This is a genomic window from Roseomonas sp. KE2513, assembly GCF_016107305.1.
Lineage (GTDB): Bacteria > Pseudomonadota > Alphaproteobacteria > Acetobacterales > Acetobacteraceae > Roseomonas.
The window spans coordinates 43732-68604 of record NZ_RCVR01000021.1 but is presented as its reverse complement, the minus strand read 5'-3'; the positions used below and the strand labels follow the sequence as shown (position 1 = coordinate 68604).

Genomic DNA, 24873 nt, shown 5'->3' with positions numbered 1-24873 from the left:
CATGCCTTCGAGCAACACCAACTCCGAGCTGTGGCTGTCCAAGGGTGCGCTGACGGTGCCGGAACACCAGAAGATCCACGCGCTCACCGTGTGGTGTGACCCGGCCATCTGGGGTCTCGCGCTCTACGACGACCAGGCGCCCTGGTTCACGCTCATCGAGTGCCTTCAGCTGCTCACCTTCCGACAACGGGAGGGCAAGGCGCTGTTCCCCGGCCTCGATGGCACGCTGGACGCTCCCTCGCACGAACGCCAGTCCTACCGCATCAAGCTCAACACCAACCTTCGCCACCTGCTCTTCCGTGACCAGGAGGTCGGGCGCGTCGCAGCCCGCGGCGGCTCCAACGACGAAGTGCGCTGGCACCAGTGGCTAAAGCGCACCAGCGAGGACTTCCCGGACCTCGATTTCTCGTACCTCAAGTCGGCGTTCTCCGACGACTTCACGCATTTCAGCGAGGCGCTCGAGCTCATGCGCTCAGCAGAGGTCGAGCAATTCGGTCAGAAGCGGTGGACGTCTCGGCACCTCCAGCCGGTCGGCGAGGCGATGCTGTTCCCCGACGTCAAGATGAAGGATGACGGCTTCGCGTTGGACCGGCGCTTCTTCCAGCGGACCGGCGAGATCCTCTACCTCATGCTGAACCGCTCAGCCGAGCGCGACCAGCTGGCCCAGCTCGTCGGCAGCCGGGTCCTGAAGGCGGACGGACCATGGAACCGGATCGCGAGGCGGCTCCAGGGGCCGGAGGCGGACGCCACGACCGATCAGCCGAAGTGGGTCGAGGCGCCCACCATCGGCTACTTGCCGCTCGTCCGGCTCGACCGCTACGACGAGCTAGCCCGAGACTGGGTGTCCATCCTGTCGCAGTCGGCAATTCCACTAGAGGACGCGCTCGAGTTCCTCGCGCGACTCAGCGGTCTGCATCAGGTGATCTACATCACCGAGCGCGCGGTGGACGTCGCTGGACGGGCCAACCTGATGCCGTTCATCCTCGAGATGACCGGATCGGCGCGCAACAACCCGGTGCAGGTGCTGTCGGCCGAGCGGTACAAGGCGCACAAGATGCTGCCGTCGCAGGCCGTCGAGGCTTTCGTCCAGTCCTATGCCGACACGCCAGAGTGGAGCGGGATCGGGACCGGGCCGATGGACGGTCTAAATGCCAAGACCCTCCTGTCGAAGCGGTTCGCCTGGGCGCCGAAGAAGACCGCGAGCGCGGCCGGGCTGCCGTCTCCAGCCGAGCAGCTCCAGGCGATGCTGGACGCGGCCAAAACCCGCAACCACGACATCGGCTCGACCTTCACCTCGCATGCCAAGAAGGTGGGCCTGCTCACCGCGCGTCAGCGCGCCGGAACATGGTATTCACCCTCGGACGGCCTGCTGGAGGCGCTCGTGCTGGCGAACGTGGACGGCGCCATGGAGCTGGGTCAGTTTCTCTCCGTCCTGCGCCGCCGCTATCACGTGGTCATCGGACCCGAAGAGGCCCGGACGCGTAGCGGCGAGCTTCCGGTGCCGCTGGAAGACCTGCGCGAGAACGAGCGCAAGCTGGAGGAGCGCCTCCGGGTTCTGGGCTTCATCAACAGGAAATCGGACGACTGCGCCTTCGTGGTGAACCCATTTTCCGGCGGACGCGCTGTGGTAAGGAGCCCCGCCCATGCAGCCGCATGATCTGATCGGGAAGGTCGCGGCCTATCGGCTGCAAGGCCTCCTCATGGCCGAGCCCGCAGGGCGGCTGCTCTACGGTATCCTGGGGTTGCCGCCCGACGTCACGTGCTCCATCGCTCGCGAGGTCGCCGCGCTTCCGGTGACCGGCGGCCGGATCGACGCCTGCGTACATCCGGAACTCGCGACGGGAGGCTACATCGGCGGCGCGCGGGTATCCGACGATACGGCGACGCACCATCGGAACCACGCCGACCCGGACGTCGTGCTGACTCTCTTCTCGGTTCCGGCGCGCGACGTAAAATCCGTCGAGCAGAGCCTTTCGCATGTCGAACACCTCGACGACCAGTGGCTTCTGGAGGACGCGCAGACCTGGGCGACGAAGGCGCTGCCTCCCGATACCGACGACGAGACGCGCGCTCAGCTCGCCGCGATCCTGTCCGGCCTGGTGCGCTCGGGCGTTGGCTTCGACGCCCGGCGCGTGGCCGAGTTCGCCGTCAGGCTCGTGCGCCACCACCTCGCCGACGGCCTCAAGCTGGCCAACGCGGCGCGCCGGGCACTGCCAGCGATCCGGCTGTCCGCAGACGCCGGGGACACGCGGGCGAAGCTCGCCGATGCCGCCGAGGTGGAGCACTTCTTCCGGCGCCTCCAAGACGAGGTCAAGCCCGGGCTGCACCTGCAGGCGCGGGATGGCGAGCCGCTGTCCAGGTCGGAACTCCGCAAGCGTCTTTCCGAGCTGAGGACGGCGGCCGAGATTTCTGACTCGGCTGCAGACGCCTTCGAAGCCCTGCTTGCTGACGCTAATGTCGGCGACGGCGGCTGGACCAAGGCGCAAGCCGATGCCGCGGAGGTGCCCTGGGGCGAGACGGAAAAGCTGTTCGCGGGCGACCGCAAGAAGACGAAGGAGACCTTCGGCGAGGAGACGCGAAAGTTCTTCGAGCGGAAGTTCCCATCGGCCCTGAAGCAGGTCGACCTCGACCTCCTCGACGACCTCAGGTCTGACACCGCGCGGCCGAAGGAGGCGTACGACCGGTTCTTTGGCGAGCATCGCGAGCGGCTGCGCGCCGACCCCAAGCTGTACCGGCGATGGGAAAAGCTGGTCTTCCGCAAGCCCATCGAGACAGATGACCTCGCCGCCGGACTCCTCATGCTCGCGGAGCGCGCGCGCCCCGATCCCGAGGAGGAGGGCGACGTCGTCCTCTACATCAGACTCGACGGCGCCGAGTCCCTCGACTTCTGGACCGAGGACAAGAACACCAAGTTGTGCCGCGTGCTCCGCGACCGCTGGCGCGGCCTCGACCGGCTGCTCCAGCCCCATGTGATCGTTGACTTCGGGCGGTGTTGGAAAGACCCGTGGGAGGCCCAGATCCCGGCGGATCCGGGCGAGGTTTCGTCCACGGGCAAGGATGCCATCAACTTCAACCTCAAGGCATGGGCGCTGAAAAAGACGGACCTGCAGGCGGGCACGCCGTCCAGCGAGGCGCTGCGGAAGGCTCCACGTGCCCAGATGGTCTGGACGCCCAAGGCTGACACCATGATCACAGCGTTCCCCCTGGATTTGGAGGTGCTGGCCCACGATCCCGCTCGGACGCCCTTGCTCACCGCCCGCGTCGCGGCCAACCGCTACGACCGACATGGGGCGGTGCAGGCGGTCAACCTGGCGAGCGCCGCTACGATCACAGACGTCGGCGGGAACAGCGATGGCAGGCTCGCCGACCCGCGGAAATCCGCCCACCGCGTGGACGAGAACTGGCGAGCGAGCCTCTCCAAGGCGGTCGCGGAAGGTATCGTCACCTCAGACGATGCTGCCACGCTCTCCGCAGTGCTGGACGCCTTCCAGGCGGAGTACACGATGGCGATTAAGGCGATGCGCTCCGGCTCCGGCCTGGCCGACGACGCCCTGATGCAGCAGGCCGAGCTTTACGGCGACCTGCTGCGCGCCCTCGCGATCCGGGCGCGTGCCGAGGTCTGCGTTCGGGAGCTCTGGGCGCCACTTCTCGGGATCGGCGTCGCAGTGGTTGAGGGCGCCCGTGAGGCACTCATCGTCACGCCCTGGCACCCCCTCAGGCTGGCCGAGATCGGCGCGAAGGCACGACAGCTCGCGGAAGGCATGCGGCGCGTTGTGCTGAGCCCAACCCGGCTGGCAGCCGAGGTCGGCGAATACGTGGACGACCTCTCGCGTGCGCTCTCGCGCACCTACTATGCGGACGTCGGAGCGCTGCCGGGCACCCCTTACACCCTCGTCGCCGAGACGCGGCACCTCGCGGACGTCAGCCTTCTGGAAAGCCCGGTTGCGGCCCCGGACCAGGTCCTTGCCGACGAGCCCGCTGAAGGCACCGTCGAGGCGTATGAGCGCGTGGCGAAGGAGTATCTGGACTTGCGCCCTCACGAGAAGGCCAGCTTCTCCACGGTGCTGCTCGATGCCGAGTCCGAGGATCTGCCGGTCCAGATGGCGGAAAGCATGGCGAGGCGGATCGATAGCGACTCAGGTCTGCGCTGCGATCTCGTCCTGACCCATGAGAACGTCGGGAGCCTGAGGCGCATCTACGAGCGGCAGAACCGTCGCATCGGTCACGAGGTCGACGCCTCGCTCACCAGCGAGGCGGCGCGGAATTTCCTCTCCCGCCTGCGCGTCGCGATCGTGGACCGTCAGTTTCTTGACCTTGGCGGGGCGAAGGCCCACGACGTCGTGGTGCTTCAGGACGTCATCGCCCGGCGCGCCAAGGTGAAGTGGACGCGGGCGGCCGGACTGGGCGCGCCCCAGCTCGCGACCGCCGTACCTACAGCGCAGTCGCGTCGGAAGCCGTTCCGCAAGGGTGACACCACCTCGGGCAGCTACCTGACGGCGCCCGCGGGGCCCGAGGCTGTCCAGGCTTACGTGGACGCGCTCCACGACACCGTTCAGGGACGCGCGTCCGAGAGTGGCGATCCGTGGCTCCCGATGCAGGAGGTCGAATTCCAGGCCGGGGAGGTGCGCGAGGTACTCGACAAGGCTCACCACCTAGCCAACTGGGTCATGACGTACGACCGGCTTGCCGACCGCCGTCTCGTCGGCTCCTCGGATCGGAGGATCATTCGGTACTTCAGCGACCCTCGGTCCGACCACAACGTGATCGTATCGGCCGAGATCGGCGAAGAGGTCATCGGGGAGCGCCTGATCGACGACCTGAGGGCCGCGCTTCCGTCCGAGACAGAAGATCGGCTGGCGCGCATCCGGCAGGCCATCCATCGCGCATCGGCCTCGCTGTCGGGCGCCATCGTCATGCGCGCGGCGCAGAAGCTGAACTACGCGCAGGAACTCCTTGGGCTGGTGCTGACGCAGCACGAGCTGAATCGCCTGCTCCGCGCAGAATCGCAGGAGTTCCGGGCCGCGTGGTTCTTCCTGGACGACATCGCCCCTTGGCTGTCGCTCGACGGCTCGCGCGCGGACCTCCTGGGTGTCTGCTTCGCGATGACCGAGGGTGGTCCCGTCATCCGCCTCATGGTGGCGGAAGCCAAGTTCGTGGGGCAGAGCAGCCTGTCCGAACAGCGGCATCGCTCGCTCGAGCAGCTCATCGCGACCTTCGGCACCCTTCATCAGCGTCTCGTCGCGCGTGACGGCACCGTGGACCCATCTACCTGGCGGAACCGGCTCGCCGACCTCGTCCTGGAGCACATCGATCCCTTCGACCAGATCGGCGGGCGGCCCTCGGCGCAATGGCTCGCCGATCTCCGCTCCCCGGTGACGCCGCTGGAGTTGTCAGGGCACTCGATCGTCTTCGTTCATGACACCAGCGCAGTGCCCGGAGAGATACTCTTCGTTCCCGACGCTGACGAGCCGAAGGCCAAGCGTCGTCGCCTGGCGCAATGGGTGCTCAGCCGCAGCGCGGTCGCGAACTCGCTGAAGGGCCTCATCGACACCGGATCGAAAACCCAGATCTGGACGCCTCCGGACTGGCCTGATGCGTCGGAGGTGACCGAGCCCGTCGAGGCGAACGGAGCGGGCGGGCAGGAGAGCTCCACTGAGATCGTGGGCAAACCGCAGCACGGAGAGGATGTCCCGACGGCCGAGGGCCAAGCCGGTGGTTCGGCGTCTGAGCCGACACTGGGAGACGCAGCTGAGACCGAAATGCCGACAGCGACTGTGGCGGGATGGCTGCCGGAGGTCCAAGCAGCATTAGCTGACATGGGGCGCACTGCAGCGAGCGGCGAGGGCGACGCATGGCTTCAGGAGCAGGTCAAGCGACTGCAGTCAGCCCTGCAGAAGGAGGGCATGGACGCGCCTGTTTTGGCGTCTCGCCTGACGCCGAACTCCGGTCTGATCGACCTTGATGGGCGTTCGGTCACCGTGGCGTGGTTGGAGCGGAAGCAGACCGAGCTGTTGACGAAGTACAGCCTGGATATCATCCGCATCAGCCCAAAGGCGGGACGGGTGGTCGTCGGCCTCAGACGTCCAAAGCGCGTCGTGCTGCACCTGGCGGAAGCGTGGCGCAGGCGTCGCTTCGAGGAGATGGCACCCCGGTCGAACTTGGCGTTTGTTCTCGGAGAGAAGGAGGACGACGGGGAGCTGTTCTACCTCCCCCTGGGCGGCTCCTTTGGAGACCAAGAGCGGGCGGCACCTCACTCGATCGTCTCGGGTACAACCGGCAGCGGCAAGGGCATCCTGGCGACCAGCCTCATGCTGGACGCCTGCGCCTTCAACGACCCGTCGCTGGTGGAGATCCGTCTGATCGACCCCAAGAAGGGGGTCGACTATGCATGGGCGCGCAAGTTGCCGCACCTGAAGAACGATATCGTCGACGAGAAGACCGGCGCCGTCGAGCTCTTCAAGAAGCTCGTCCAGGAGATGGAGGACCGCTACGCGAGCCTACGACAGGCGGGCGTCGCCAACATCGACCAGTTCAACCGCCGTGTTGGGGCTGCCGGGTCAGGGCTGATGCCCCGCATCCTTGTATTCTTCGACGAGGTGGCTAACTGGATGCAGGACGAGGACTTCAAGGAAGCGGTCGAGCCGCTCATCAACGAGATCGCCACCAAGTCGCGTGCGGCAGGTATCCACCTGTTCATGATCTACCAGCGTGCCGACAACCAGGTGATGACCATGCAACTCCGGACGAACCTAGGGAACAAGCTGGTCCTACGCCTCGGCGACGAGGGCTCCTCGCGCATCGCCTTAGGCGAGAAGGGTGCTGAGCGCCTGCTCGGCAAGGGGCACCTCATCGCGAAGCTCGACAGCGACGAGAAGATCTACTGCCAGGTGCCCTTCATCGGGGAGGACGAGGTGTTCCGGCTTGCTGAGGCGATCGCGGCGGGATGGAGCAACGGCGCGGCCGCGGCGCAGGCCACGCCGAAGGCGGCCTGAGGATGGCGCCCCCACGCCCTGCCCGCCAGGTTGGCGGGAAGCGCGTGGGTGGCGCCGTGTACCTGCATGCGAGCGCGATCGACGATCAGACACGCTCCGTGGTGGAGCGAGCCGTTGCGCTGGCCGACGGCTTCGATTGGAACGTGGTCAAGATCGCACCAGGCTCGGTGTCGCTGCTGCTGTACGAGGACTTCGACACCGCCGGCTTTCCGGCCCTGTTGGCGTCGCTGAAGGTGGATCTGGAAACTGGCAAGGCGACAGCGACGGATTACCGGAAGCGGGAGAACCCGCCGATCCTCCACCGCAAGGAAACGCTGCTTCCGGCAGACGCCCCCCAACGGCCTCGCTTCGCTGCCCTGACGCGGGCGGCAGAGGAGCACGGCCTCTTCGCAGAGCCGACGAGAATCGGCACGCGGCGCCAGTGGTCCGAGCTGCTCGCCTCGAAGGGGCTGCACGTCGAGGGGCACTCCATCGTCCCCGTCGGGGCCGAAGCCATCGAGGTGGCCCGGCACAAGACGGCCATTCCCCGGCGCGACCTGTCTCAACCGATGCAGCTTGCGATCGCCCACGGCGTGCTTCCGCCGGGGAACACCGTCTTCGACTATGGCTGCGGCCTGGGCGACGACGTGGCCGCGCTCTCTGCGGCGGGCTACGAGGCATTCGGCTGGGATCCCCACCACGCGTCCGACGGCCCCCGCCGCGCGGCCGACCTCGTGAATCTCGGCTTCGTGCTCAACGTCGTCGAGGACCGGCACGAGCGTCGGGAAACGCTGCGCGCGGCCTGGTCCTTCGCCCGGCGCGCCCTGGTCGTGGCTGTTATGGTTATGGGGAAGGCCGACCTCACCGCCCTACGCCCGTACCGGGACGGGCACCTAACCTCGCGTGGCACCTTCCAAAAGTACTTCGGGCAGCAGGAGCTGCGGGACTTCATCGAGGAGGCGTTGGGCGAGGCGCCGCTCGCCATCGGTCAGGGCGTCTTTGCCGTGTTCCGGGACAAGGACCTCGAGCAGGAAGTCCTCTTCCGACGTCAGGCCCGGGCCATCGTGCGTCCGGTCGGGATGCGCCCGCCGGAGCGGAATCGGTCCAGGGCGGCGCCACGGCCCGGCTTGGCCGAGCGCATTCGGCCGGAGCTGGAGACCCTCTGGGTGGCAATGCTCCAGCGGGGACGCGCCCTCGACGGCGACGAGCTCCCGGCAGACCTGCTCGGGCGTCTGCAGGCGGCTAAGGTGTCCCCGGCGCGCGCGACGTCCCTATGCCTCTCGGACCTGTTCGAGCAAGGGGAACTGGCCACGGCGGCCTCCGGGCGCCGCGAGGACCTTCTGGTTCACTTCGCCATGCTCATGTTCCCCGGCGCCCCGCGCTACGCGAACCTCGCGCGCTCCATACAGCGGGACGTCCGCACGTTCTTCGGAAGTCACGCCGCCGCGCTTGAGGAGGCACGACGCCACATGTTCTCGGCTGGGAAGCCAGAAGCCATCTCCGAAGGCGTCGAGGCCGCGGTCGCTGCAGGTCTCGGCGCCATGCGTGACGAGGAGACCTTCCGCTTTGCGGTGCCGACCCTGGATCGCCTGCCGCCCGCGGTCCGCCTTCGCGCTCTCTGCGGCGGCCTACTCCGAGGCGGAGTCGAGGGCGCGGATTTTATAGACATGAAGATCGGCGCCCCGCGGCTGACCTTTATACAGTGCATGAACGCCTCAGCGCGACTGCCGGTGATCTCGGAGACAACGCGCGTAGACCTCGGTCGAGCCAGGGTGACGGTGGATCGGCCCGACGGGATGGTTCTCTACCTAAAAGGTCGTTTCCTCCCGGTGGATGCCCCCAAGCGAGAGGAGCAGGTGGAGTTCGATCGGCGACTCCTTGTTGCCGGCATAGTGACGCCGGACGGCAAAGGGCCACGACTGGCCGAGCTTCAGGAACTCATGCGGAAGCGGCGCGGCTCGCGTTCGACTTCACCAGCGCCAGCGCAGGCTGCCGTCGACGGCATGGTAGCCGGGCCGCCTGCCACAAAGGCCGCTTCGTGAGTTGCGGCGCACAATTCCTCTGAACGGCACGTTTATAGCTACGCTCGTCTCGCCGAGGCGCCGATCGACTGCTCCAGGTCTGCTACGCCGCCTACAACGGCACATTCGGCACCGGCTACAGGCAGCGCTTCCTGGCTGCCAACGACTGTCACCCGCAGGCGGCTACCGCCGCCTGACCCCCAGTTTTGCGGCAGTCCCACGCCAGGACGCGGCACCTCTTGGTGGTGAGGAGGTCCATCTGCTCCACCTCGTCGAAGAGCTGCGCTGTCATCTTCACACGCCGTAAGCATCGATCACAACCTGCCTGGCCGATCCATCGACCTCGTCGGCATTACACTATCTTCAAGGATCCAGCGGGCCGCCAATGAGGCTCGTATGCATAGGTTAGGAGAGCAGACCATAACCCTGGTTCCAGGAGGGCATCATCTGGCTGCACCAAACCGTTCGATAGGTTTGGCGCTGGTACTGCGGATTGCGATGGATGGGATAGTCACGTGATGAAGCCTAACCCTATGCAGGAGCTCGGCGAAGCTCTGCCAGGCCTCCAAGCTGCCCGCGAGGCTGGCCGCCTCGTGCCCTTCGTCGGTGCGGGCCTCAGCCGTCCCCATTGCAGGGCTTGGCCGCAGTTCATCGAAGCACTTTACGACGGGTTCGGGGTGACCGCGGCTGAGAGGATCGCGGACGTGAATCCAGAAAACCTCTACCGTGTCGCCGACCGGGTGGCCGCATGGCTACGGCTGCTCCCTGACGAGGAGAGACAGCGCCGGCTCCGTGAGGCGTTGCACGATCCTGCTTCACCAAATCTCCCGGCGCAGGCGGTCGCCTTGGCCTCCTTCGCTTGGCCGCTGGTCATCACCACGAACTACGACGACGTCGTCCCGCTCTCCTTCAGGCAGTGCCAAACCGAAACGCCGCGCCTCCTCGGCCGCTCGGCGCAGGACTGCATCCAGGTGGTCCGGTCACTCGATGCCTTGGACACCCCAATCGCCTGGTACATCCAAGGATACCTCGGCGCTCCAGCCGACAGTGCCGCCCAGCGCTCGGCGTCGAGGTCCTTGCTTGACGAGGTCGTCGTTGGACACCAGCAGTACCAGCAGGCGATCAACTCCAGCCAGAGCTTCCGGCGCGCCTTCAGCGAGGTGTTCCGTCGCCGCTCCCTAGTCTTTGTCGGCAGCGGCTTGGCGGAGAGCTACTTTGTGAACCTCATTGCGGAGACGCTTCTCTCTCTCGGGCCCAGCATTCACCCACACTTTGCACTGTTCAGCGAGCAAGAGCTTGAACGGGTCGACGCGGACTTCCTCTCCGTTCGGCTCGGCATCACGCCCGTTTGCTATGGCGCGGACTACGCCGACCTGCCGGCGGCCCTGGAGCGCCTTGCAGCAGTCAGCGTTCCTGGCAGGCAAGGAGGCGCCCGTGCTGATGCGCCGCGCATGAGCGGCGCGAACTTCGACATCCCGCGGGTGGGGGGCGGGACTGCACCGGCGGAGCTTTCTGTCGCTTTGCGCCTCGGGCGCATCGCTTCACCCGGGCCTAGCGCCTGTGTCGTGCTCAGTGTGGGGCGTGACCGCCAGGACGGCCGCTTTGTGCCGGGAATTGGGCAGCAGGCCTGGAGCTTCCTTCGAGAGTATGAGGCTGGCGGTGTACTCAACGTCCGTACCTACGAGGACGTTCCCGGCCTTGCCCAGGGGCGCATGTTCCGCGTCCACCACGGCGGCGAGCCAGCGCCTATCTTCCTGCTCGCGGCGCGCGAGATGAACGAACAGCCTGATGACGAGGCCCGCAGCCTCGCCGCGCTCACAGAGGCCACGGCGGAGGCGCTCGGGGCGGTCGAGCGTGCCGGCTTTGCCCAGGTCTCGATGGGACTGATGGCGGCCGGGCCGAACCGACGGGACGCGGCGCCGTACTGCCTTGTCGCTCAGCTCTCGGGCGTGCGCGACTTCGCGACTGTGCCCCCGGAGGGCACTGTCGGCCTCTTATCCGTGAGCATCGACGTGCTGGACAAGGAAGCCTGGTCCGCCCTGATGCAGGGCCGCATCCCGGTTATCGACCTCCTAACCTCCCGCCTCGCACGGGTCCTGGTGCGCGTGGCGGACCGAGAGGGACGTGTAGAGGAGTTCGCCCTGTCGGTCCCACACAGCGCTACGGTCGGCGACGTGCTGGCGAGCTACCGTATCCAGGAGGAGGGCATTCAGGTCAGCGTCCGTCCGCTGCCGCGTCAGACCACAAATGCGATCCGCGCAGTGCGGGTGTTTCCCGGCATGGTAGTCGAGGTCACCCCGGCCGTACGCTGACCAATCTAGACCAGATGTCCATCTGAAGCGGAAGTGGCCCGCCTAGAACTGTACTGTCACCTCAAATATTTTCGTTTCCAGCCGCATCGCTGACCAGCTATGTCCATCGCTTTATCAAAGGTGGCTGTCTTCCGGAGGAAAGAGAAGGAGTTGTCCTTGATAAGTCGCTTGAACTCGTCTTCGTTGGCCAAGTTGCGCAGGATGGTCTTGACCGGCCCTGTCGCCAGCCCTGTGACGAGCGTCAGGTAGTCATCACGGATTCGCAGGTCGTTCCCGAACTCTTCGGCGTGCTGATTAAGCTCTTTGCTGTTGAGGAGCGCTTGGCAGGTTAGCCCCCAAACGAGGTCCCGGCTTCGATTGACAAAGGCGTACCGATCGGTGGTCACCGTCTCGCTGATGGCATTGACCACCTTGTTGAGGCGAAATTGCATCTTGTAGCAGAGGACCAGCACGCGGAAGTCAAAGTCGAGGCGCTGCTCGTTGAAGATGTCAGCATAGTGCTTTCCATTTTCTGCGACTTCGCCGATTTGCGATAGGCGTGTGATTTGGCCTTCGGCCGCCAAGTAGGTGCGAGCGAGCTTGATCATCTCAACGGGCTTGGTTTCCGTGATGCTCGCTTGCTCGCGCTCCTCCTCTGTAAGAGTAGCCAGGGCGCTTGCTTGGCGTTGGTAGAAAATACGGAGTTGCCTAAAACGAAGCTCGAAGTCGACTTGGATTGGATCGTTAGCGTGCAGCAGCCAGGCATCCACCGGGTTCTGGCGGTTGGTGTCGATGGTAATCCTGGTGACCTGCTCCTGCGGGGCGGCCAGGACGATCCGGCACAGAACTTTAATTCCGGCAAGCCGGTCAGCGGGAACCGTCATTAGCCGAGCCCGCAACTCCTCACAAACCGCGGAGAAGGTAGAAATAGTTTGCGCACCGTTAAGCAGGCGGGGCGAAAAGATCTCAGCGTGCTCCGAGCCCTCCTGCAGATCATGGGCAGAAAGGGTGACCCCATTATGATGGATGGCGAAGGCCGCCGGATCAGTGTCCTGCTTAAGAATTAGGTCTCGTAGGGTGCGAGACAGAGCCCTGTTGACGTGGCCACCCGCCCCAAGACCAAAGCGAACATTTCTTTCGAGGAAGCGAGCACCCATTGCGTTGAAGATCGCCGCAAGGTCCACGAGCGGCACAAAGCATACCAACATACGCACACCGCTGCCGGTGGTGATCTCAGCCCTACCATCAATTCGAATGCGGTGCCGCTCGGATGGCCGCTCGGGCAGCAGTCCATCAAATGACGTGACCTGGACTTCGACTGGAACTTCCCGCCCGGCCAAGCCTTCGAAAAGGTAAGAATACCTCTCAATGTGCTCGGCAAGGTCCGAAAAGATGCCCCCCGATGTCGCATCAGCGGCGTTGCCACGGAACACGAATTGCACCTGAACCTTTCTAAGCCCTGCCCCGGCCTCGGCCAGGAGCCTGCGGCCCGTGTCCAGGATCTGTTGGTGGTCCGGCACGGTCGAGCGATCAGTAAGCGACTTCAGGCCGTGTTCCGCTATGACCCTCATAGAGCCGTGAAGCTGGCGGGCATCGCGGGAATTTTTGAATTGGAGCACGCGGAAGATCCCGGTGTCCGGGTCGAAGAAGACGCCATCGATGCCGCGGTCGGCATTGCCGAAGGCGACCTGTTCCAGAGCGTCCTTGCGGGCGACGTGAAGCATCCGCTCCATGTAGACAAGGCCATAGTAGTCGTTGCGGACGGCACCGTATCGTCCCTTCAGCTCCTCGAAGGCCGTATTGATCTGCGCTTCAAGCCGCTCGTGATCCGTCATCGCGTCTGCCTTGCTGATTGTGATTCACTTCGTCCGGCCATACGCGTGCATCACGCGCTGCCCACCGGTATCTGCCGCGAGGTGCCGGCACGCCGCGAGCCGTCAGCACCTCTGCATTATTGGCGAGCGCACCAGCGCCAGCGCGCTGGGCCTGTTCGACGTAGGACAGCACGGCTCTACCAATCCGAACCAAAGCCGTTTCAAGCCGTCACGCCTTCTAGCGCCTGATCAAGGTCGGAGAAGGAAATGTGTCCCCGGCCGTTGATGACAAAGGTGACGAGATGGATATTGAGGCGCTTGAGCGCTCCACGGAAGGAAGGATCGCGGCGGTCTGCTGGGCAGACGAAGACCATGCGGGGCGACGGCTCCTGGCCGTTTGGATAGACAAGAAGTTGGCCTATGGCCGTGAACCAGCTCTGCGTGTCCGAAGACGCCTTCACCTCAAACAGGACCGATATCCGATCTCGCCTGAGCAGGTAGAGGTCAGGCCGCATGCCATCTCGGAGGCTGTTCACCGAACCGGGTACGAGCTTCTGAAGTGCGTTCACCACGCGCCCATGAATTCGGACAACGTTTCGTTCGCCCGACCCTGCACCCAGGCCGTCTGTACCAGCCTCTGGGTTGAAGGATGTGTTTGGTTTGACTTTCGACTTCGCCTTCCCTTTTAGGCCTTTAGGTGTCTTGGCCACTTCAGCACGCTTCTCTATTCGGAGCCGTGCGCATTCGGAGACGTAGCTGTACAGTCTGCTAATCAGATCTGCGTCGTCGGCGGCCGCAATCAGGAACGCCAGTTCGGGTTTCTCGCGGTTGGGTGCGTGGAATTCCTCGCGAACGAAGCCGCGGATGCGTTGGGCGAACTCCTCAACTGGCATGTTGCCGCTTCGCCCGCCCCCAAGGCCGCCTCGGTGACCAAGGTACATTCGCCCCCTCTCATCTAGGAGCACGCGTCCCGCAATGCCGATATCGGGCGCCTTCGGCAAGTTAATTTCGACTGCGGGAACAAGAGCCTCGCTCTCAGTGTGTCCGAGATCCACACCAAACCAGCATCCCCATCGGTTCGCATCCGCTCTCGGCGCCCAGAAGTGCGCCCAGATGCCACCTCCTCGCCCGAGGTCCACCCAATGGATCGTAGCGTTGTCTACCGGACCGCCGGGAGTGGTCAAACGTCGACGGGTCGTCACAGTGGCACTGTTTTGGAACAGCGCTTCCAGGCTGTTCCGAAGCCTTTTCGCATCGGCTCCGCTGCCAAACGTTAGCATGCCCATTCCTTATTCTGGCGTCCGGTCAAGTTTAGCGTGTGAGTTCTGAACAACCGGCACCACAAAGCCGGCCGGTGTTTTGCCAGACTATAGCCCTGGAGGTGCTTCTCCCGCGCCGGGGGAGCGGCGGTGTTGCCGCGCGATGTGCCTCGCCCATTCGGCCAGTTCCTTGCGAAGGTTCTTCGGCGCCAACACTTCTACGGTCGTGCCCCAGATTGCCAGGTGATGGATCATCTCGAGGCGTCCTGCTGCAGTAAAACGGACCAACAGTCGTCCGTCCGGGAGAGCTTCCAGCTGCTGCGTGCGGTGGAAGCGGAAGCCCTTCGCATCCTCGGCGGCGTCCGCAGAAAAGCGAAGAACCACGTTGTCTGGCTCACTGCGCCACACGCCAAAGGACTGCCCGGCCCACTCCGAGAGGTCAAAGGATGGGTCGCGCTCGAACGCTTCCTCGCGCAGCACGAGGTCGCGCATGCGGTCGAGCCGAAAGATCGTCGGGTCGCCAGGAGTACCCGGCAACGAGGCGACGAGGTAAGGGCGCGCGCCGTAAAGAAGCCCAAGCGGTCGCGCCCGCCGCAAGGCGGGCTCCACGTTCGGCCGGAGGTAGAGAAAGTTTATCTCACGACAGGCAAGGATTGCCTCGCGGATTGTCCCCAGCAGACCCGCGGGCAAGGTGGGTTGGGGCCCTGGGCGTGCCGCCGTGCCCTCGGCCTCCATGAGTGCTGCCACATCAGTGGCCGTGCGCCGCAGCGCCCCCTCACGCATCGCGGCACGAACACGGCCCGCGAGGCTTTCCAGGGCCGCTGCCCGCTCAGGCGAGGCGCCGTCCTCGCGCAGGCGTCTGGCGGCTGCCTCCAGCTCGGCAAGTTCGACCGCGGTCGGCGCGAGAAGACCGGAGAGAGCCCCGTGCGGCAGGCGCCAGCGGCGCACGCGTCCGTCGTCATCGATGCGCTCGATGTTCGGGAAGGCTGCCTCGAGCGCGTCCCGCAGCCGCTCCGCGGTCCGACGCGCGACGCCGAGCCTGGCCTGCATGTCGGCCAGAGACAGCCCCTCACGCGTGCTCGCCATGGCCAGGGCAAGGGCGAGCAGGTCGCGAATCCGGGAGTAGCGCATCTCAGCACCGAATTTGCTGGACACCATGGACCGCGTCGAGAGTGAAACGTCAGACGGTGGCGTGAGGCGTTCACCTGGCATTGGGGGCGCCTGGCCAGCAAAGCGCGGCGAGCCACGCGTGGGCGAGGCGAAGCGCGTCGGGTTCCGCCCGGTGTGGCGGCGGTCCGGCGCCCATGAATGCCGCAAAGCGCTGTCGGCCATCCCCGTCGATCTGACGCAAGAGCGACGCGATATCGACGAGCCGGTACTCGGGCGCTGGGCCACCCATGGCTTCGAAGAGCCTGACGAGCAGCGCGCCGTCCACGTCCGCCGCATCACTGACGACCAGCTTGCCGCGCAGGCGCTCTGCCACCGCCCGGGCCACCCCGAAAGCGGAACAGCCGTCACGCCGCAGTTCCGCAAGGGATAGCCCGTGCACCTCCTCGGCAAGCGGATCCCACTCTGCCTCGTCCCAGTCAGGCTCTGGCTGGATCAGCCAGGCCTCGCTAGCCAGTGACCCAGTCGATGAGCTCCTTCCTCCCGGAATCCAGGCGAGTGCAACCTCGATGGGCCAGCCCGAGAAGGACGAGGCCTCGAAGTCCAGGAAGACCATATCTTCAGGGTACGAAGCTGAGGCTATGCTGCCTGGCGGTTCCTTCATGCGTGTTCTTGCCCAACATCTGCCAGGTCTCCGCTGTGGCCGAACCAGTCGCTCCGGAAGTAAACTGGCGCGTCGGCAAACGCCTCCTGGCAGGCCTGCGCGAGCGCGTTGTCGCTGCGGCAAGCCATGCGCAGGTTATGCCGCATCAACGGCTCGCGGACGGATGTCGTTCCGCTGCCCATCTCGTCGGAGCAGAAGAGGTCCGAGGAGTTTGTGTAAAGGCTCTCCCTCGCCCAGTCCGGCTGGCGCAGCAGCCAGCACTCGTTGGCGAAGAACGTGCGGCCCGCAATGGCTCCTTGGGCAATCTCCAGTGAGTAAGCGCGCCCCCCGATGAAGGCATCCATATACCGCAGCGAGCTGTCGGCCGTTGCCGCGACGATCTCGTCGCAGATGCCATTCTCCTCCAGGTCGCTGGCGTCGACGTTTACCGTCAGGGTCCTCTGCCCCATGAACTCGATCAGGGCCGCACGACCGGCTGAACAGAGCGGCTGGTTTTCGCGACCCTTGGCCTCTTCGACCCCGTCGCTGCTGAGATCCACGAGGACGACAGCAAGGAGGTTGGCATCGGGACAGCCCAACCTCCAGAACTCGATGTCTTCTGTCCGAAGTCGCCGCCGATAGGAACTGCCGCTCTCAAGGCCGGCCAGGCAGTTCCACGCCTCTAGCCCAAGGCGCTCCAGATCTTGCTCCGTGCTGATGCGGGTTGCTGTCGTGCCTGTCCTGGGCAGGCGCAGATGCAGCGGTGGAGTCCTCGACTTGAGTACCGCGCCGGCCACGATGCCGGCCTGCCGAAGCCGCCGGAACTCCCGGCATGCCTCAAGCAGGCCAGGAAAGTCCAGCCGATGGGCTGCGGCAGCGCGTAAGGTCTTCCGGGCCAGCTGGGTGGCTTGCTGTCCATGATGGCGGGCGGGGTTGCTCATCCAGGCCAGAGTTCTGGCAACCTGGTCCATCTGATACCAACCGCCTTGACCGCTGACTCGGATGTGATCCCACCAGCGCCACGGGTGTGATTCGCTCCTTTCGACAGTTGGTTCGGGAGGCTGAGGTGACGCTGGCAATCACGCGGCAGGATCTTTCGGCGGCGGAACTCAGGAGATCAGCGGCGCGGAGCCGTGGTGCGAATGCGTCACGTCGGATGCTGGCGATCGCCCTGGTGCTGGAGGGGGCCTCCCGCGAGGACGCAGCTGGGAGTTGCGGCATGGACCGTCAGACGCTGCGCGACTGGGTGCACCGCTACAACGATGAAGGGCTTGCCGGGCTGGTGAACCGCCGTGCCCCGGGTCCGACGCCACGGCTCTCGAGCGAGCAGGAGACCCTGGTCGCCCGCTGGGTGGAGGAAGGACCGGACCTGGAGCGGGACGGCGTTGTGCGCTGGCGCTGCCGTGACCTGCAGGAGCGGATCAGAGACGAGTTCCGGGTCAGTCTGCACGAGCGCACGGTGGGCAAGCTTCTGACCAAGCTGCGCTTCCGCCGCCTGTCCGTGCGGCCACAGCACCCGCAGAGCGACCCCGCCGCGCAGGCGGCTTTTAGGGGGGCTTTGCTGATCGGGTGAAGGAGGCTGTCGGCGAGGTCGCCCCCGGCACGCCCCTTGAGATCTGGTTCATGGACGAAGCGCGTGTCGGCCAGCAGGGCACGCTGACACGGGTCTGGGCCAGACGGGGCACGCGCCCGCGTGCCGTGCGTGATCACCGCTATACCTGGGCCTGGATCTTCGGTGCGGTCTGCCCCGAGCGCGCCGTCGGCGCCGCTGTCGTGCTGCCTGAGGTCAACGTGGAGGCGATGAACATCCACCTGGCCGAGATCAGCCGCTGCGTGGCCCACGGCGCACACGCTGTCCTCGTGCTCGACGGCGCGGGCTGGCACACCTCACCCAGATTGCACCTGCCCGAGAACATCAGCTTGCTGCCGCTGCCGCGCTACGCACCCGAGTTGAACCCGGTCGAGAACGTCTGGGAGTTCCTGCGCCAGAACCTGCTCAGCCACCGCGTCTGGGACAGCTACGACGCCATCGTCGATGCCTGCTGCCATGCCTGGTCCAACCTGATGAGCACGCCCGAGCAGATTGCCTCCATCACCCGTCGCTCCTGGGCACAGGTCAAAGTCTGAGGCGGTTGGTATGAGTTGATACGGTGCGGGCGAGGCGGAGACGTCCGCGGGCGTCGGAGGTCGTGCGGGACGGGTCATCCATCAGCCAGCGCACCGCGGTTGCCGTGACTGCTTTGCTCAAGTCGGGATTGGTCGCGGACAAGGCGCTGAAGCGGTGGCCAATATTGCGCGTGAGGCGTGGGGACAGACTGTCAGACAAACTGAATGTCATGGGCAATCTCCTCGGTGCGTATTGACGGGGCAATCAACGGCGAGGCAGGCGGCGCGTCCGGTGGCCCACTGTGATGACAGCACCGTCGGCACCGACGATCGCGTAGGTCTTTGCGAGCTTTGACTCGATGTCCCTGTAAGCCTGCCGGCCGAGATAGGAGGCAAGGCTGGCGCGGGCCCGGCGGTCGAAGCGGACGAGTTCAGCACCGTGGCCGGCGGGCACACGCGCACCGAGATCGAGCAGCCATTCCAGAACATCTGCGGGCAGGGATCGCTCTGCCGCCCGCCGGGCGGCGTGCTGCGTCAGCAGGGCGTGGTTGGCGCTGGAACCAAACAGTTGTTGAGATTGCAGCACGGGCGTCCTCCATGAGCACTGGAGGAAGTATGGCGGGCGAGTACGCCAGATTCGGACGTAATGGGGATCCTGTACCGTACAAAAGCCATGCTCATGCCGGTGACGTCCAGGCTCTGGCGTGCATCGGGCCAACCGGCCTTCTGCCTGGAACGCGCCCTCTTCGCGCCCCCGTCGTCGGCCAGAAAGCCGCTTGCGGCAGGCAAAATCTCGTTCCTTGAGCGACATCAGTGGTATAGGTGGACCCGGAAGATCCGAAGCGGGTGCTGCCAGGGTATGCGTCTGAACGATCAGAAGGTGCTGCTCTCAGCCAGCGACCTGAATGTTTTCCTTGGCTGCCGGCATGCGAGCTCGCTCGACTTCCGCCGCAGCATCCTTGGCGAGGCGCTCCAGCCAGCCACGGCTGACGAGGGCCAGGAGCTTATCCAGCGCCGTGGCGATGACCATGAGCGACGCTACTTTGAGGCGTTACGCGCCGGGGCGGCGGGTGAGGTGGTCTGGCTCAGCGACCGCGGTCTCGCCAAGGGCCTGCGCCTGACGGAAGCGGCGATGCGCCGTGGTGCCGAACTGATCTTCCAGGGCGTGCTGGCCGATGGCGGCGCCTGGCACGGTTATACCGACTTCCTGGTGCGGGTGGAGCAGGGGTCCGCGCTCGGCGCTTGGTCCTATGAGGTGCAGGACACAAAGCTTGCTCGCAGCCTCAAGGCGAAGTTCGCGGTGCAGCTTGCCCTTTACGCCGAGCTTGTGGCGCTGGTGCAGGGTGCGGACCCACCCGCATTGCGGGTGGTGCTCGGCGATGGCAAGGTGGCAACGCTGCGGGTTGGCGACTACCGGTACTATGTCCGCCACGCCATGCGGCGGCTTGAGGCCGCTATCGCCCGCGGCGGTCCTGACGACCCTGGTCCAGCTACGGCCGCCGAGCCATGTGCCGCCTGTGGCGAGTGCGGTTGGCAGGAGCGCTGCGACACCGAATGGGAGGAGGAGGACCACCTCTATCGGGTTGCCAATATCCGGACATCGCAGATCGCCAGCTTGCGGGAGACCGGGGTGGATACCTTGGCCGCCCTTGCGGCGCTGCCCCCGGAGACCAGGGTGCCCGGCATTGCGCCGGAGGTGCTGGAACGACTGCGCGAGCAGGCGGCTCTACAGCATGAGGTGCGTGATGACCCCGAGGCGCGCCGCTGCGTGCTGCTTGATCCAGGGCCTGGGCGCGGCCTTGCCCGGCTGCCCAGGCCGGACCCGCAGGATCTGTTCTTCGATATGGAGGGCGACCCGCTCTACCCGGATGGTGGCCTCGAGTACCTGTTCGGCGTCGAGGGGCCGGAGGGCTTCCGGGCCTTCTGGGCGCTTGATGCCGCCGAGGAGAAACGTGCTTTCGAGGCCTTCATCGACCATGCCGCTGCGGTCATGGCCGCCAACCCTGCGGCGCGGATCTACCACTACAACCACTACGAGACGACCGCGCTGAAGCGCCTGGCCCAGCGCCACGCCACGCGGGAAGCCGTGCTCGACGGCATGCTGCGGGAGCGGCGCTTCGTCGATCTCTACGTGGTGGTGCGCGAGGGCCTGCGAATCAGCGAGCCCCGCTACTCCCTTAAGAACGTCGAGCGCTTCTACCGCCCGGCCCGGGACGGCGCTGTGGGGACTGCCGGGGACAGCATCGTCGCTTTTGAGCGCTGGCTGGAGGTGCGCGACCAGGCAATCCTCGATGGCATCGAGGTTTATAACCGCGATGACTGCGTCTCCACCCGCGAGCTGCGTGACTGGCTGATCTCCCTTCGGCCGCAGGACCTGCCCTGGGTCGAGGGGGTCCAGGAAGATGAGGATCCCGACCGGAAGGCCCGTCGCGAGGCAGAGGAGGCCGGCGCCGAGGCAATCCGGGAACGGCTGGTGGAGGGCGCACCTGAAGGCGAACGGCCCTTCCGGGAGTTGGTGGCGCACCTCGCGTCCTTCCACCGCCGCGAGCAGAAGCCGGCCTGGTGGGCCATGTTCGACCGGCAGAACCGCGACGCGGAGGAACTGACCGAGGACGCCGATTGCCTCGGCGGCCTGGAGGCGGTTGGGGAGCCATTCCCGATCAAGCGTTCGATCGGGCGTGAGTACCGCTTCCCGAGGCAGGACACCAAGCTGCGGGCCGGTTCAGGTGCCCTGGATGCGGCGACGCTGCAGCCCCTGGCCATCGACCAGCTTGACGAGAAGACCCGCCGTGTCGTGCTCAAGCGCGGCAAGGACAAGGAGCCGCTGCCGGACCGCTTATCCATCGCGCCCGGTGGGCCGATCAATGACGGGGTGCTGCGGGATGCGGTGCGCCGCTTCGCGGACAGCGTGGCAGCGGGGGAGGAGCGCTTCCCGGCACTGGCGGCGCTGCTACGGCGCGACCCACCGCGCCTCTCTGGACGCAAGCCGGGCGAGCCGATCCGCCGCTCCGGCGAGACGACGCTCGGGGCAGCTGTGGCAGCCTGTCGTGACCTCGTTGGGAGCCATCTCTTCGTGCAGGGCCCGCCCGGTACCGGCAAGACCTGGACGGCGAGCCGCATGATCCTGAACGCGATCCAGCGCGGGCTGCGGGTTGGCGTCTCGGCGCTTTCGCACAAGGCCATCGTCAATCTGCTGCGCGGAGTGGAGGCTGCGGCGAAGGAAGCGGGCGTCACCATCCGTGGCTACAAGAAGTCGGATCGCGACAGCGTGGACAACCACGTTGCCGGCACCATGATCACGGACATCTTCGACAACGAGGTGCCAGCTAACTTTCAGCTGATCGCTGGCACTGCCTGGCTCTTCGCACGCCAGGAGAATGAAGGCCTGGTCGACCTGCTCTTCATCGACGAGGCAGGACAGGTCTCGCTCGCGAACCTCGTTGCGGCAGGCACGGCAGCGCGCAGTCTGGTCCTGGTCGGCGATCAGATGCAGCTCGGCCAGCCCATCCAGGGCAGCCATCCCGGCGATAGCGGCACGAGCGTGCTCGAGTACCTGCTGCAGGGCGCGGCCGTGGTGCCGCCCGAGCGGGGCATCTTTCTGGGTGAAAGCTACCGCATGCACCCGGATCTCTGTTCCTGGGTGTCAGAGGCGATCTACGACGGCGGCCTGACGGCACATGCCTCCTGCAGCCAACAGACGCTGCTGCTTGGCCGCGACTTTCACCCCTCCCTGGCGCCATACGGCCTCAGGTTCCGCGAGGTCATGCACGAGGGTTGCTCACAGCGCTCCGATGAGGAGGTCGCCGAGGTCAGCGCGATCTGGCACGACCTGATGCGCCAGCACTGGTGCGACCGCCACGGCAATAAGCGCCCGATGACGGCGGAGGATGTGCTGGTGGTGGCGCCCTGGAACGTGCAGGTGAACGCGCTTCGGAGCGCGTTGCCGGCGGGGGCGCGCGTGGGCACGGTGGACAGGTTCCAGGGCCAGGAGGCAGCCGTGGTGCTGGTCTCTATGGCGACCTCGGCTGCCGAGGACATCCCGCGCGGCATCTCCTTCCTGTTCAATCGCGAGCGGTTGAACGTGGCCGTGTCGCGTGCCCACTGCCTCGCCGTCGTGCTGGCCAGTCCCAAGCTGCTCGAGGTGCCGTGCGCCACGGTCGAGGATCTCAGGTTGGTTAACACGCTGTGTCACGCCCATGCCGCGGGCTAACAAGCAGCAGATCGTAAGATACCGGTGATGGCTTTCGCAGGGAGTTCCGGAGGCTGAGAACAGTAGGGCCGCTTCAGGCCTCCTAGCCAGGCATGTCGATCCGCGAAGCCCGTGCGCACCGCTCAGGACGGTTGTGGAGGGTGACAGCGGGAGCGGTAGTGCGTATCGGTCAGGATCAGCGTTTGGTCGTTTGGCAGGGCGAAGCGGACCAAGAGGTGCGCGACCCAGCCACCGCGGAGCAGCACGGGATCGAGAAGCAGGAGGAAGCGGTCGTCCTCCAAGCGCCAGTTCACTCGCCCACGTGGGTAGGTGTCGTAGTCCGGAGAGAGGCCACGGCCGAAGCGAGGCCAGACGTCCACGTGGCCATCGTCGAGCGTGCGGAAGCCGCCGATCTCCGGCACCTCCAGTGCGGGGCGGGACGTGTCCCGAACACCCCAGACGCCAGCGGCATCGGGAGTGACCCAGAAAAGGCCGATACGAGGGAAGGACGCGTCCATTCGAGGGACCCTCCAGGTGGGTGGCGCGCCATCCGTGACGGCTCTTCAGCTTGCTCCAGGGCTGGGATAGCAACCTTGGTTTTGGCGCCATTCGGGAACCTCAGCGGCTCGGATGGCGCGCGAGCGTCCGGTGCCCGGCCGCGGTGGCGGAAGTCATCGCCGCCCAGACCGAGGCGAAGGGCGCGACAGCGGCGGGCAGGTCTCCCCGTTCCTGCGAAATGCCGAGGAGCCGCAGCAGGTGGGCGAGTGCCACCTCCGCCTCGTGCGCGGCGTAGGCGGCCGCCGTTTCGACGGCTGCGTCGTGATCGGACATCGCCTGCTACCCTGCCACCGGCGTCGGTGGCCCCACAAGCGACCGCAGGAAGTGCGTGATCGCCTCGCGCTCGGCGGCATCCATGCCGGTCGGGCCGGTGAGGTGCAGCACCGCGTAGGCCTCCCGGGTGGCAATCGTGCCGGCACTCCTGATCCAGCGGGCGCCACGGCCCGTCTCCGTCGCCTTTGTTTTCTCAACCGTCGGTTCGGACTCCGTGGGCGTGTCCTTGAACAATTCCAGCGTCAGCAGCCCGATGGTGACGACGTGCCGCGGCTGGACAATCGTGACGAGCCGACGGACCCGCTCGACGCAGAAGCGCTCTACCTGTCGGCGCACCGCGGACGGCACCTCCGTCTTGTAGGCGGCCTTGCTCGGAGAGCGGAGGAAGATGGCGTTGACGCCGAGGCAGGAGGCGAGGACGCCCGGATATGTCTCGTCCGGGAGGATGCGCCGGAGTTCCCGAGCCAGGGCGAAGTCGTCCGCCTTCCGCGCGGAGTGACCATGCGCGGTGTACTGGTTTTGCGCGGGCCAGGGATCCACCCCGGGGGGAAGCACCTCGCCTCCTTCGGTCCCGCCCGGCTGGTAGCCGACGAAGAGGATGGGCGGCGGCTCGGACGGCGGCGGACCGTAGAGGATCGAGGTGCCGTGGCGGGCGGCCTCGCCAAGCTCCGGGCCAAGCGTCCGGAAGAACGCGTCGGCCTCCTGGTAGATTTCGCGGCAGGCCGCGGCGACGTCATGGGCGTACAGGACCGTGTCTCCTGGTTGTGGGCGGTGGCGCTGCTGGGCGGGCGGGTCTCAGGCTGCGCCCGCGGGCACGGCTTCGATGCGGGCGAGGGTACCATCCCGCGCGCGCCCGTAGGCTTCGCCGTCACGCAGGGCCACGATCTCGAGGTACTCGATCGTCTCCTCAAGTTCAGGATTGCCGCTGCTCAGCGGGTCCCCGGAGCGGGCGAGGTAGGCGTGGTGGTGGAGGTCATGGCCCGCTTCCGTCGTCCGTCTCGGCAAGGGACCCTCCTCTTCCGCCTCCACCATGGTCCAGAACCGATGCCTCTCCGCCCGTGCCACCACGACCGCGTCGGCCTTCGCGAGCTCCTCGTTCACCCAGCGAAGGAAGGGCTCGAAGAGGCGCTCACGCCAGACCGCCTCCCGGTGGGCGCTTCGAGAGCCAGTCCACCCCGGTGGGAGCAGGCCGACATCGTCACGCTCGCGCAGCGGCCACTCAAAGTTGTGGCCATGCAGACAGTTGGCGTTATCGATCATCGAGTAGGGCCAGGGCTGGATGTAGGCCGCGAAGACGTAGTCGCGGTCCCGGCCGATCAGCCGCCGGCCCCGTCCTGGTGACCGCGGTCCATAGACCGGTCCAGACCGCTCCCAGACCTCGACCACGATGTGCCGGGTCAATCCCTCGAAGGCGAGATGCAGGGAGTCCTCCCGGCGTCTAACCACGCGAGGGGTAACGAGGAACCCCGGCCGGACCACCTCGAACCACGTCAGGAACGCGCGGAGATATCGCCGGCGGGCGGGGTTGCCGTGCCGCCGCCGACTCGCGATGAGCCGATTGCCTTCCTCACCGCTCCCCCCTTGCCTCACTCCTGGATTCTCCAACCGCCCGCGCATCCTCGCCTCCCGCTGCACCGATAG

The 24873-nt window shown here is 66.1% G+C and carries 16 protein-coding genes; 6 read left to right on the top strand and 10 right to left on the bottom strand.

Annotated features, from left to right (window positions below; translation table 11 throughout):
* Nucleotide 1 precedes the first annotated feature (1 nt).
* The 4 genes from D9599_RS19605 (at nt 2) to D9599_RS19590 (ending at nt 11304) form a co-directional block, all read left to right on the top strand.
* Nucleotides 2-1657: a hypothetical protein gene (locus tag D9599_RS19605; protein WP_198382983.1), complete on the top strand. Its 1656-nt coding sequence runs from the start codon at nt 2-4 to the stop codon at nt 1655-1657.
* 43 nt (nt 1658-1700) lie between these two features.
* The gene (locus D9599_RS19600) at nt 1701-6992 is read left to right on the top strand and encodes an FtsK/SpoIIIE domain-containing protein (RefSeq protein WP_198382982.1); all 5292 of its coding nucleotides are present in this window, start codon (nt 1701-1703) and stop codon (nt 6990-6992) included.
* Between the two features lie 2 nt (nt 6993-6994).
* The gene (locus D9599_RS19595) at nt 6995-9013 is read left to right on the top strand and encodes a DNA phosphorothioation-associated putative methyltransferase (RefSeq protein WP_198382981.1); all 2019 of its coding nucleotides are present in this window, start codon (nt 6995-6997) and stop codon (nt 9011-9013) included.
* Between the two features lie 497 nt (nt 9014-9510).
* A complete protein-coding gene (locus tag D9599_RS19590) occupies nt 9511-11304 on the top strand; it encodes an SIR2 family protein (RefSeq protein WP_198382980.1) in 1794 nt (597 codons plus the stop codon).
* Nucleotides 11305-11360: 56 nt separating this feature from the next.
* On the opposite strand, the gene D9599_RS19585 is transcribed toward D9599_RS19590, so the two are convergent.
* The 5 genes from D9599_RS19585 to D9599_RS19565 form a co-directional block, all read right to left on the bottom strand.
* Nucleotides 11361-13118, bottom strand: a complete 1758-nt coding sequence (locus tag D9599_RS19585; protein ID WP_198382979.1) for an AIPR family protein — start codon at nt 13116-13118, stop codon at nt 11361-11363.
* A gap of 200 nt (nt 13119-13318) precedes the next feature.
* A complete protein-coding gene (locus D9599_RS19580) occupies nt 13319-13990 on the bottom strand; it encodes a hypothetical protein (protein WP_198382978.1) in 672 nt (223 codons plus the stop codon).
* 474 nt (nt 13991-14464) lie between these two features.
* Nucleotides 14465-15514 (bottom strand): YafY family protein, encoded by a 1050-nt coding sequence (locus tag D9599_RS19575; protein ID WP_198382977.1) that lies wholly within the window; start codon nt 15512-15514, stop codon nt 14465-14467.
* 43 nt (nt 15515-15557) lie between these two features.
* The gene (locus D9599_RS19570; protein WP_198382976.1) at nt 15558-16079 is read right to left on the bottom strand and encodes a hypothetical protein; all 522 of its coding nucleotides are present in this window, start codon (nt 16077-16079) and stop codon (nt 15558-15560) included.
* Between the two features lie 44 nt (nt 16080-16123).
* Nucleotides 16124-17077, bottom strand: coding sequence for a hypothetical protein (locus D9599_RS19565; RefSeq protein ID WP_198382975.1), 954 nt, complete (start codon nt 17075-17077; stop codon nt 16124-16126).
* A 95-nt stretch (nt 17078-17172) separates the two neighbouring features.
* Here D9599_RS19565 and D9599_RS19560 point away from each other — a divergent pair.
* Nucleotides 17173-18233, top strand: a protein-coding gene (locus D9599_RS19560) for an IS630 family transposase (protein ID WP_198382974.1) whose coding sequence is annotated in 2 segments (ribosomal slippage) — nt 17173-17659 and nt 17659-18233 — 1062 coding nt in all. Because the reading frame shifts where the segments join, the coding sequence is not laid out codon by codon here.
* Nucleotides 18234-18477: 244 nt separating this feature from the next.
* Here the strand turns inward: D9599_RS19560 and D9599_RS19555 are convergent.
* Nucleotides 18478-18798 carry a hypothetical protein gene (locus tag D9599_RS19555; protein WP_198382973.1) on the bottom strand — a complete coding sequence of 107 codons (321 nt, stop codon included), beginning with the start codon at nt 18796-18798 and terminating at the stop codon, nt 18478-18480.
* 273 nt (nt 18799-19071) lie between these two features.
* Between D9599_RS19555 and D9599_RS19550 the strand changes: the two genes are divergently transcribed.
* The gene (locus tag D9599_RS19550; protein WP_198382972.1) at nt 19072-22422 is read left to right on the top strand and encodes a TM0106 family RecB-like putative nuclease; all 3351 of its coding nucleotides are present in this window, start codon (nt 19072-19074) and stop codon (nt 22420-22422) included.
* 122 nt (nt 22423-22544) lie between these two features.
* Here the strand turns inward: D9599_RS19550 and D9599_RS19545 are convergent, their stop codons facing one another.
* From D9599_RS19545 to D9599_RS19530, 4 genes are all read right to left on the bottom strand, one after another.
* A complete protein-coding gene (locus tag D9599_RS19545; protein WP_198382971.1) occupies nt 22545-22919 on the bottom strand; it encodes a hypothetical protein in 375 nt (124 codons plus the stop codon).
* A 100-nt stretch (nt 22920-23019) separates the two neighbouring features.
* Entirely contained in the window at nt 23020-23232 is a 213-nt protein-coding gene (locus D9599_RS19540) for a hypothetical protein (protein ID WP_198382970.1), read from the bottom strand.
* 6 nt (nt 23233-23238) lie between these two features.
* Nucleotides 23239-23787 carry a hypothetical protein gene (locus tag D9599_RS19535; protein WP_198382969.1) on the bottom strand — a complete coding sequence of 183 codons (549 nt, stop codon included), beginning with the start codon at nt 23785-23787 and terminating at the stop codon, nt 23239-23241.
* 240 nt (nt 23788-24027) lie between these two features.
* The gene (locus D9599_RS19530) at nt 24028-24822 is read right to left on the bottom strand and encodes a hypothetical protein (RefSeq protein ID WP_198382968.1); all 795 of its coding nucleotides are present in this window, start codon (nt 24820-24822) and stop codon (nt 24028-24030) included.
* Nucleotides 24823-24873 lie beyond the last annotated feature (51 nt).

Excerpts from the sequence above, each read along its gene's own strand:
- D9599_RS19605 (WP_198382983.1), top strand. The coding sequence starts at position 2 with ATGCCTTCGAGCAACACCAACTCCGAGCTGTGGCTGTCCAAGGGTGCG.
- D9599_RS19600 (WP_198382982.1), top strand. The coding sequence starts at position 1,701 with ATGGCCGAGCCCGCAGGGCGGCTGCTCTACGGTATCCTGGGGTTGCCG.
- D9599_RS19595 (WP_198382981.1), top strand. The coding sequence starts at position 6,995 with ATGGCGCCCCCACGCCCTGCCCGCCAGGTTGGCGGGAAGCGCGTGGGT.
- D9599_RS19590 (WP_198382980.1), top strand. The coding sequence starts at position 9,511 with ATGAAGCCTAACCCTATGCAGGAGCTCGGCGAAGCTCTGCCAGGCCTC.
- D9599_RS19585 (WP_198382979.1), bottom strand. The coding sequence starts at position 13,118 with ATGACGGATCACGAGCGGCTTGAAGCGCAGATCAATACGGCCTTCGAG.
- D9599_RS19580 (WP_198382978.1), bottom strand. The coding sequence starts at position 13,990 with ATGCCAGTTGAGGAGTTCGCCCAACGCATCCGCGGCTTCGTTCGCGAG.
- D9599_RS19575 (WP_198382977.1), bottom strand. The coding sequence starts at position 15,514 with ATGGTGTCCAGCAAATTCGGTGCTGAGATGCGCTACTCCCGGATTCGC.
- D9599_RS19570 (WP_198382976.1), bottom strand. The coding sequence starts at position 16,079 with ATGGTCTTCCTGGACTTCGAGGCCTCGTCCTTCTCGGGCTGGCCCATC.
- D9599_RS19565 (WP_198382975.1), bottom strand. The coding sequence starts at position 17,077 with ATGGACCAGGTTGCCAGAACTCTGGCCTGGATGAGCAACCCCGCCCGC.
- D9599_RS19550 (WP_198382972.1), top strand. The coding sequence starts at position 19,072 with ATGCGTCTGAACGATCAGAAGGTGCTGCTCTCAGCCAGCGACCTGAAT.
- D9599_RS19545 (WP_198382971.1), bottom strand. The coding sequence starts at position 22,919 with ATGGACGCGTCCTTCCCTCGTATCGGCCTTTTCTGGGTCACTCCCGAT.
- D9599_RS19540 (WP_198382970.1), bottom strand. The coding sequence starts at position 23,232 with ATGTCCGATCACGACGCAGCCGTCGAAACGGCGGCCGCCTACGCCGCG.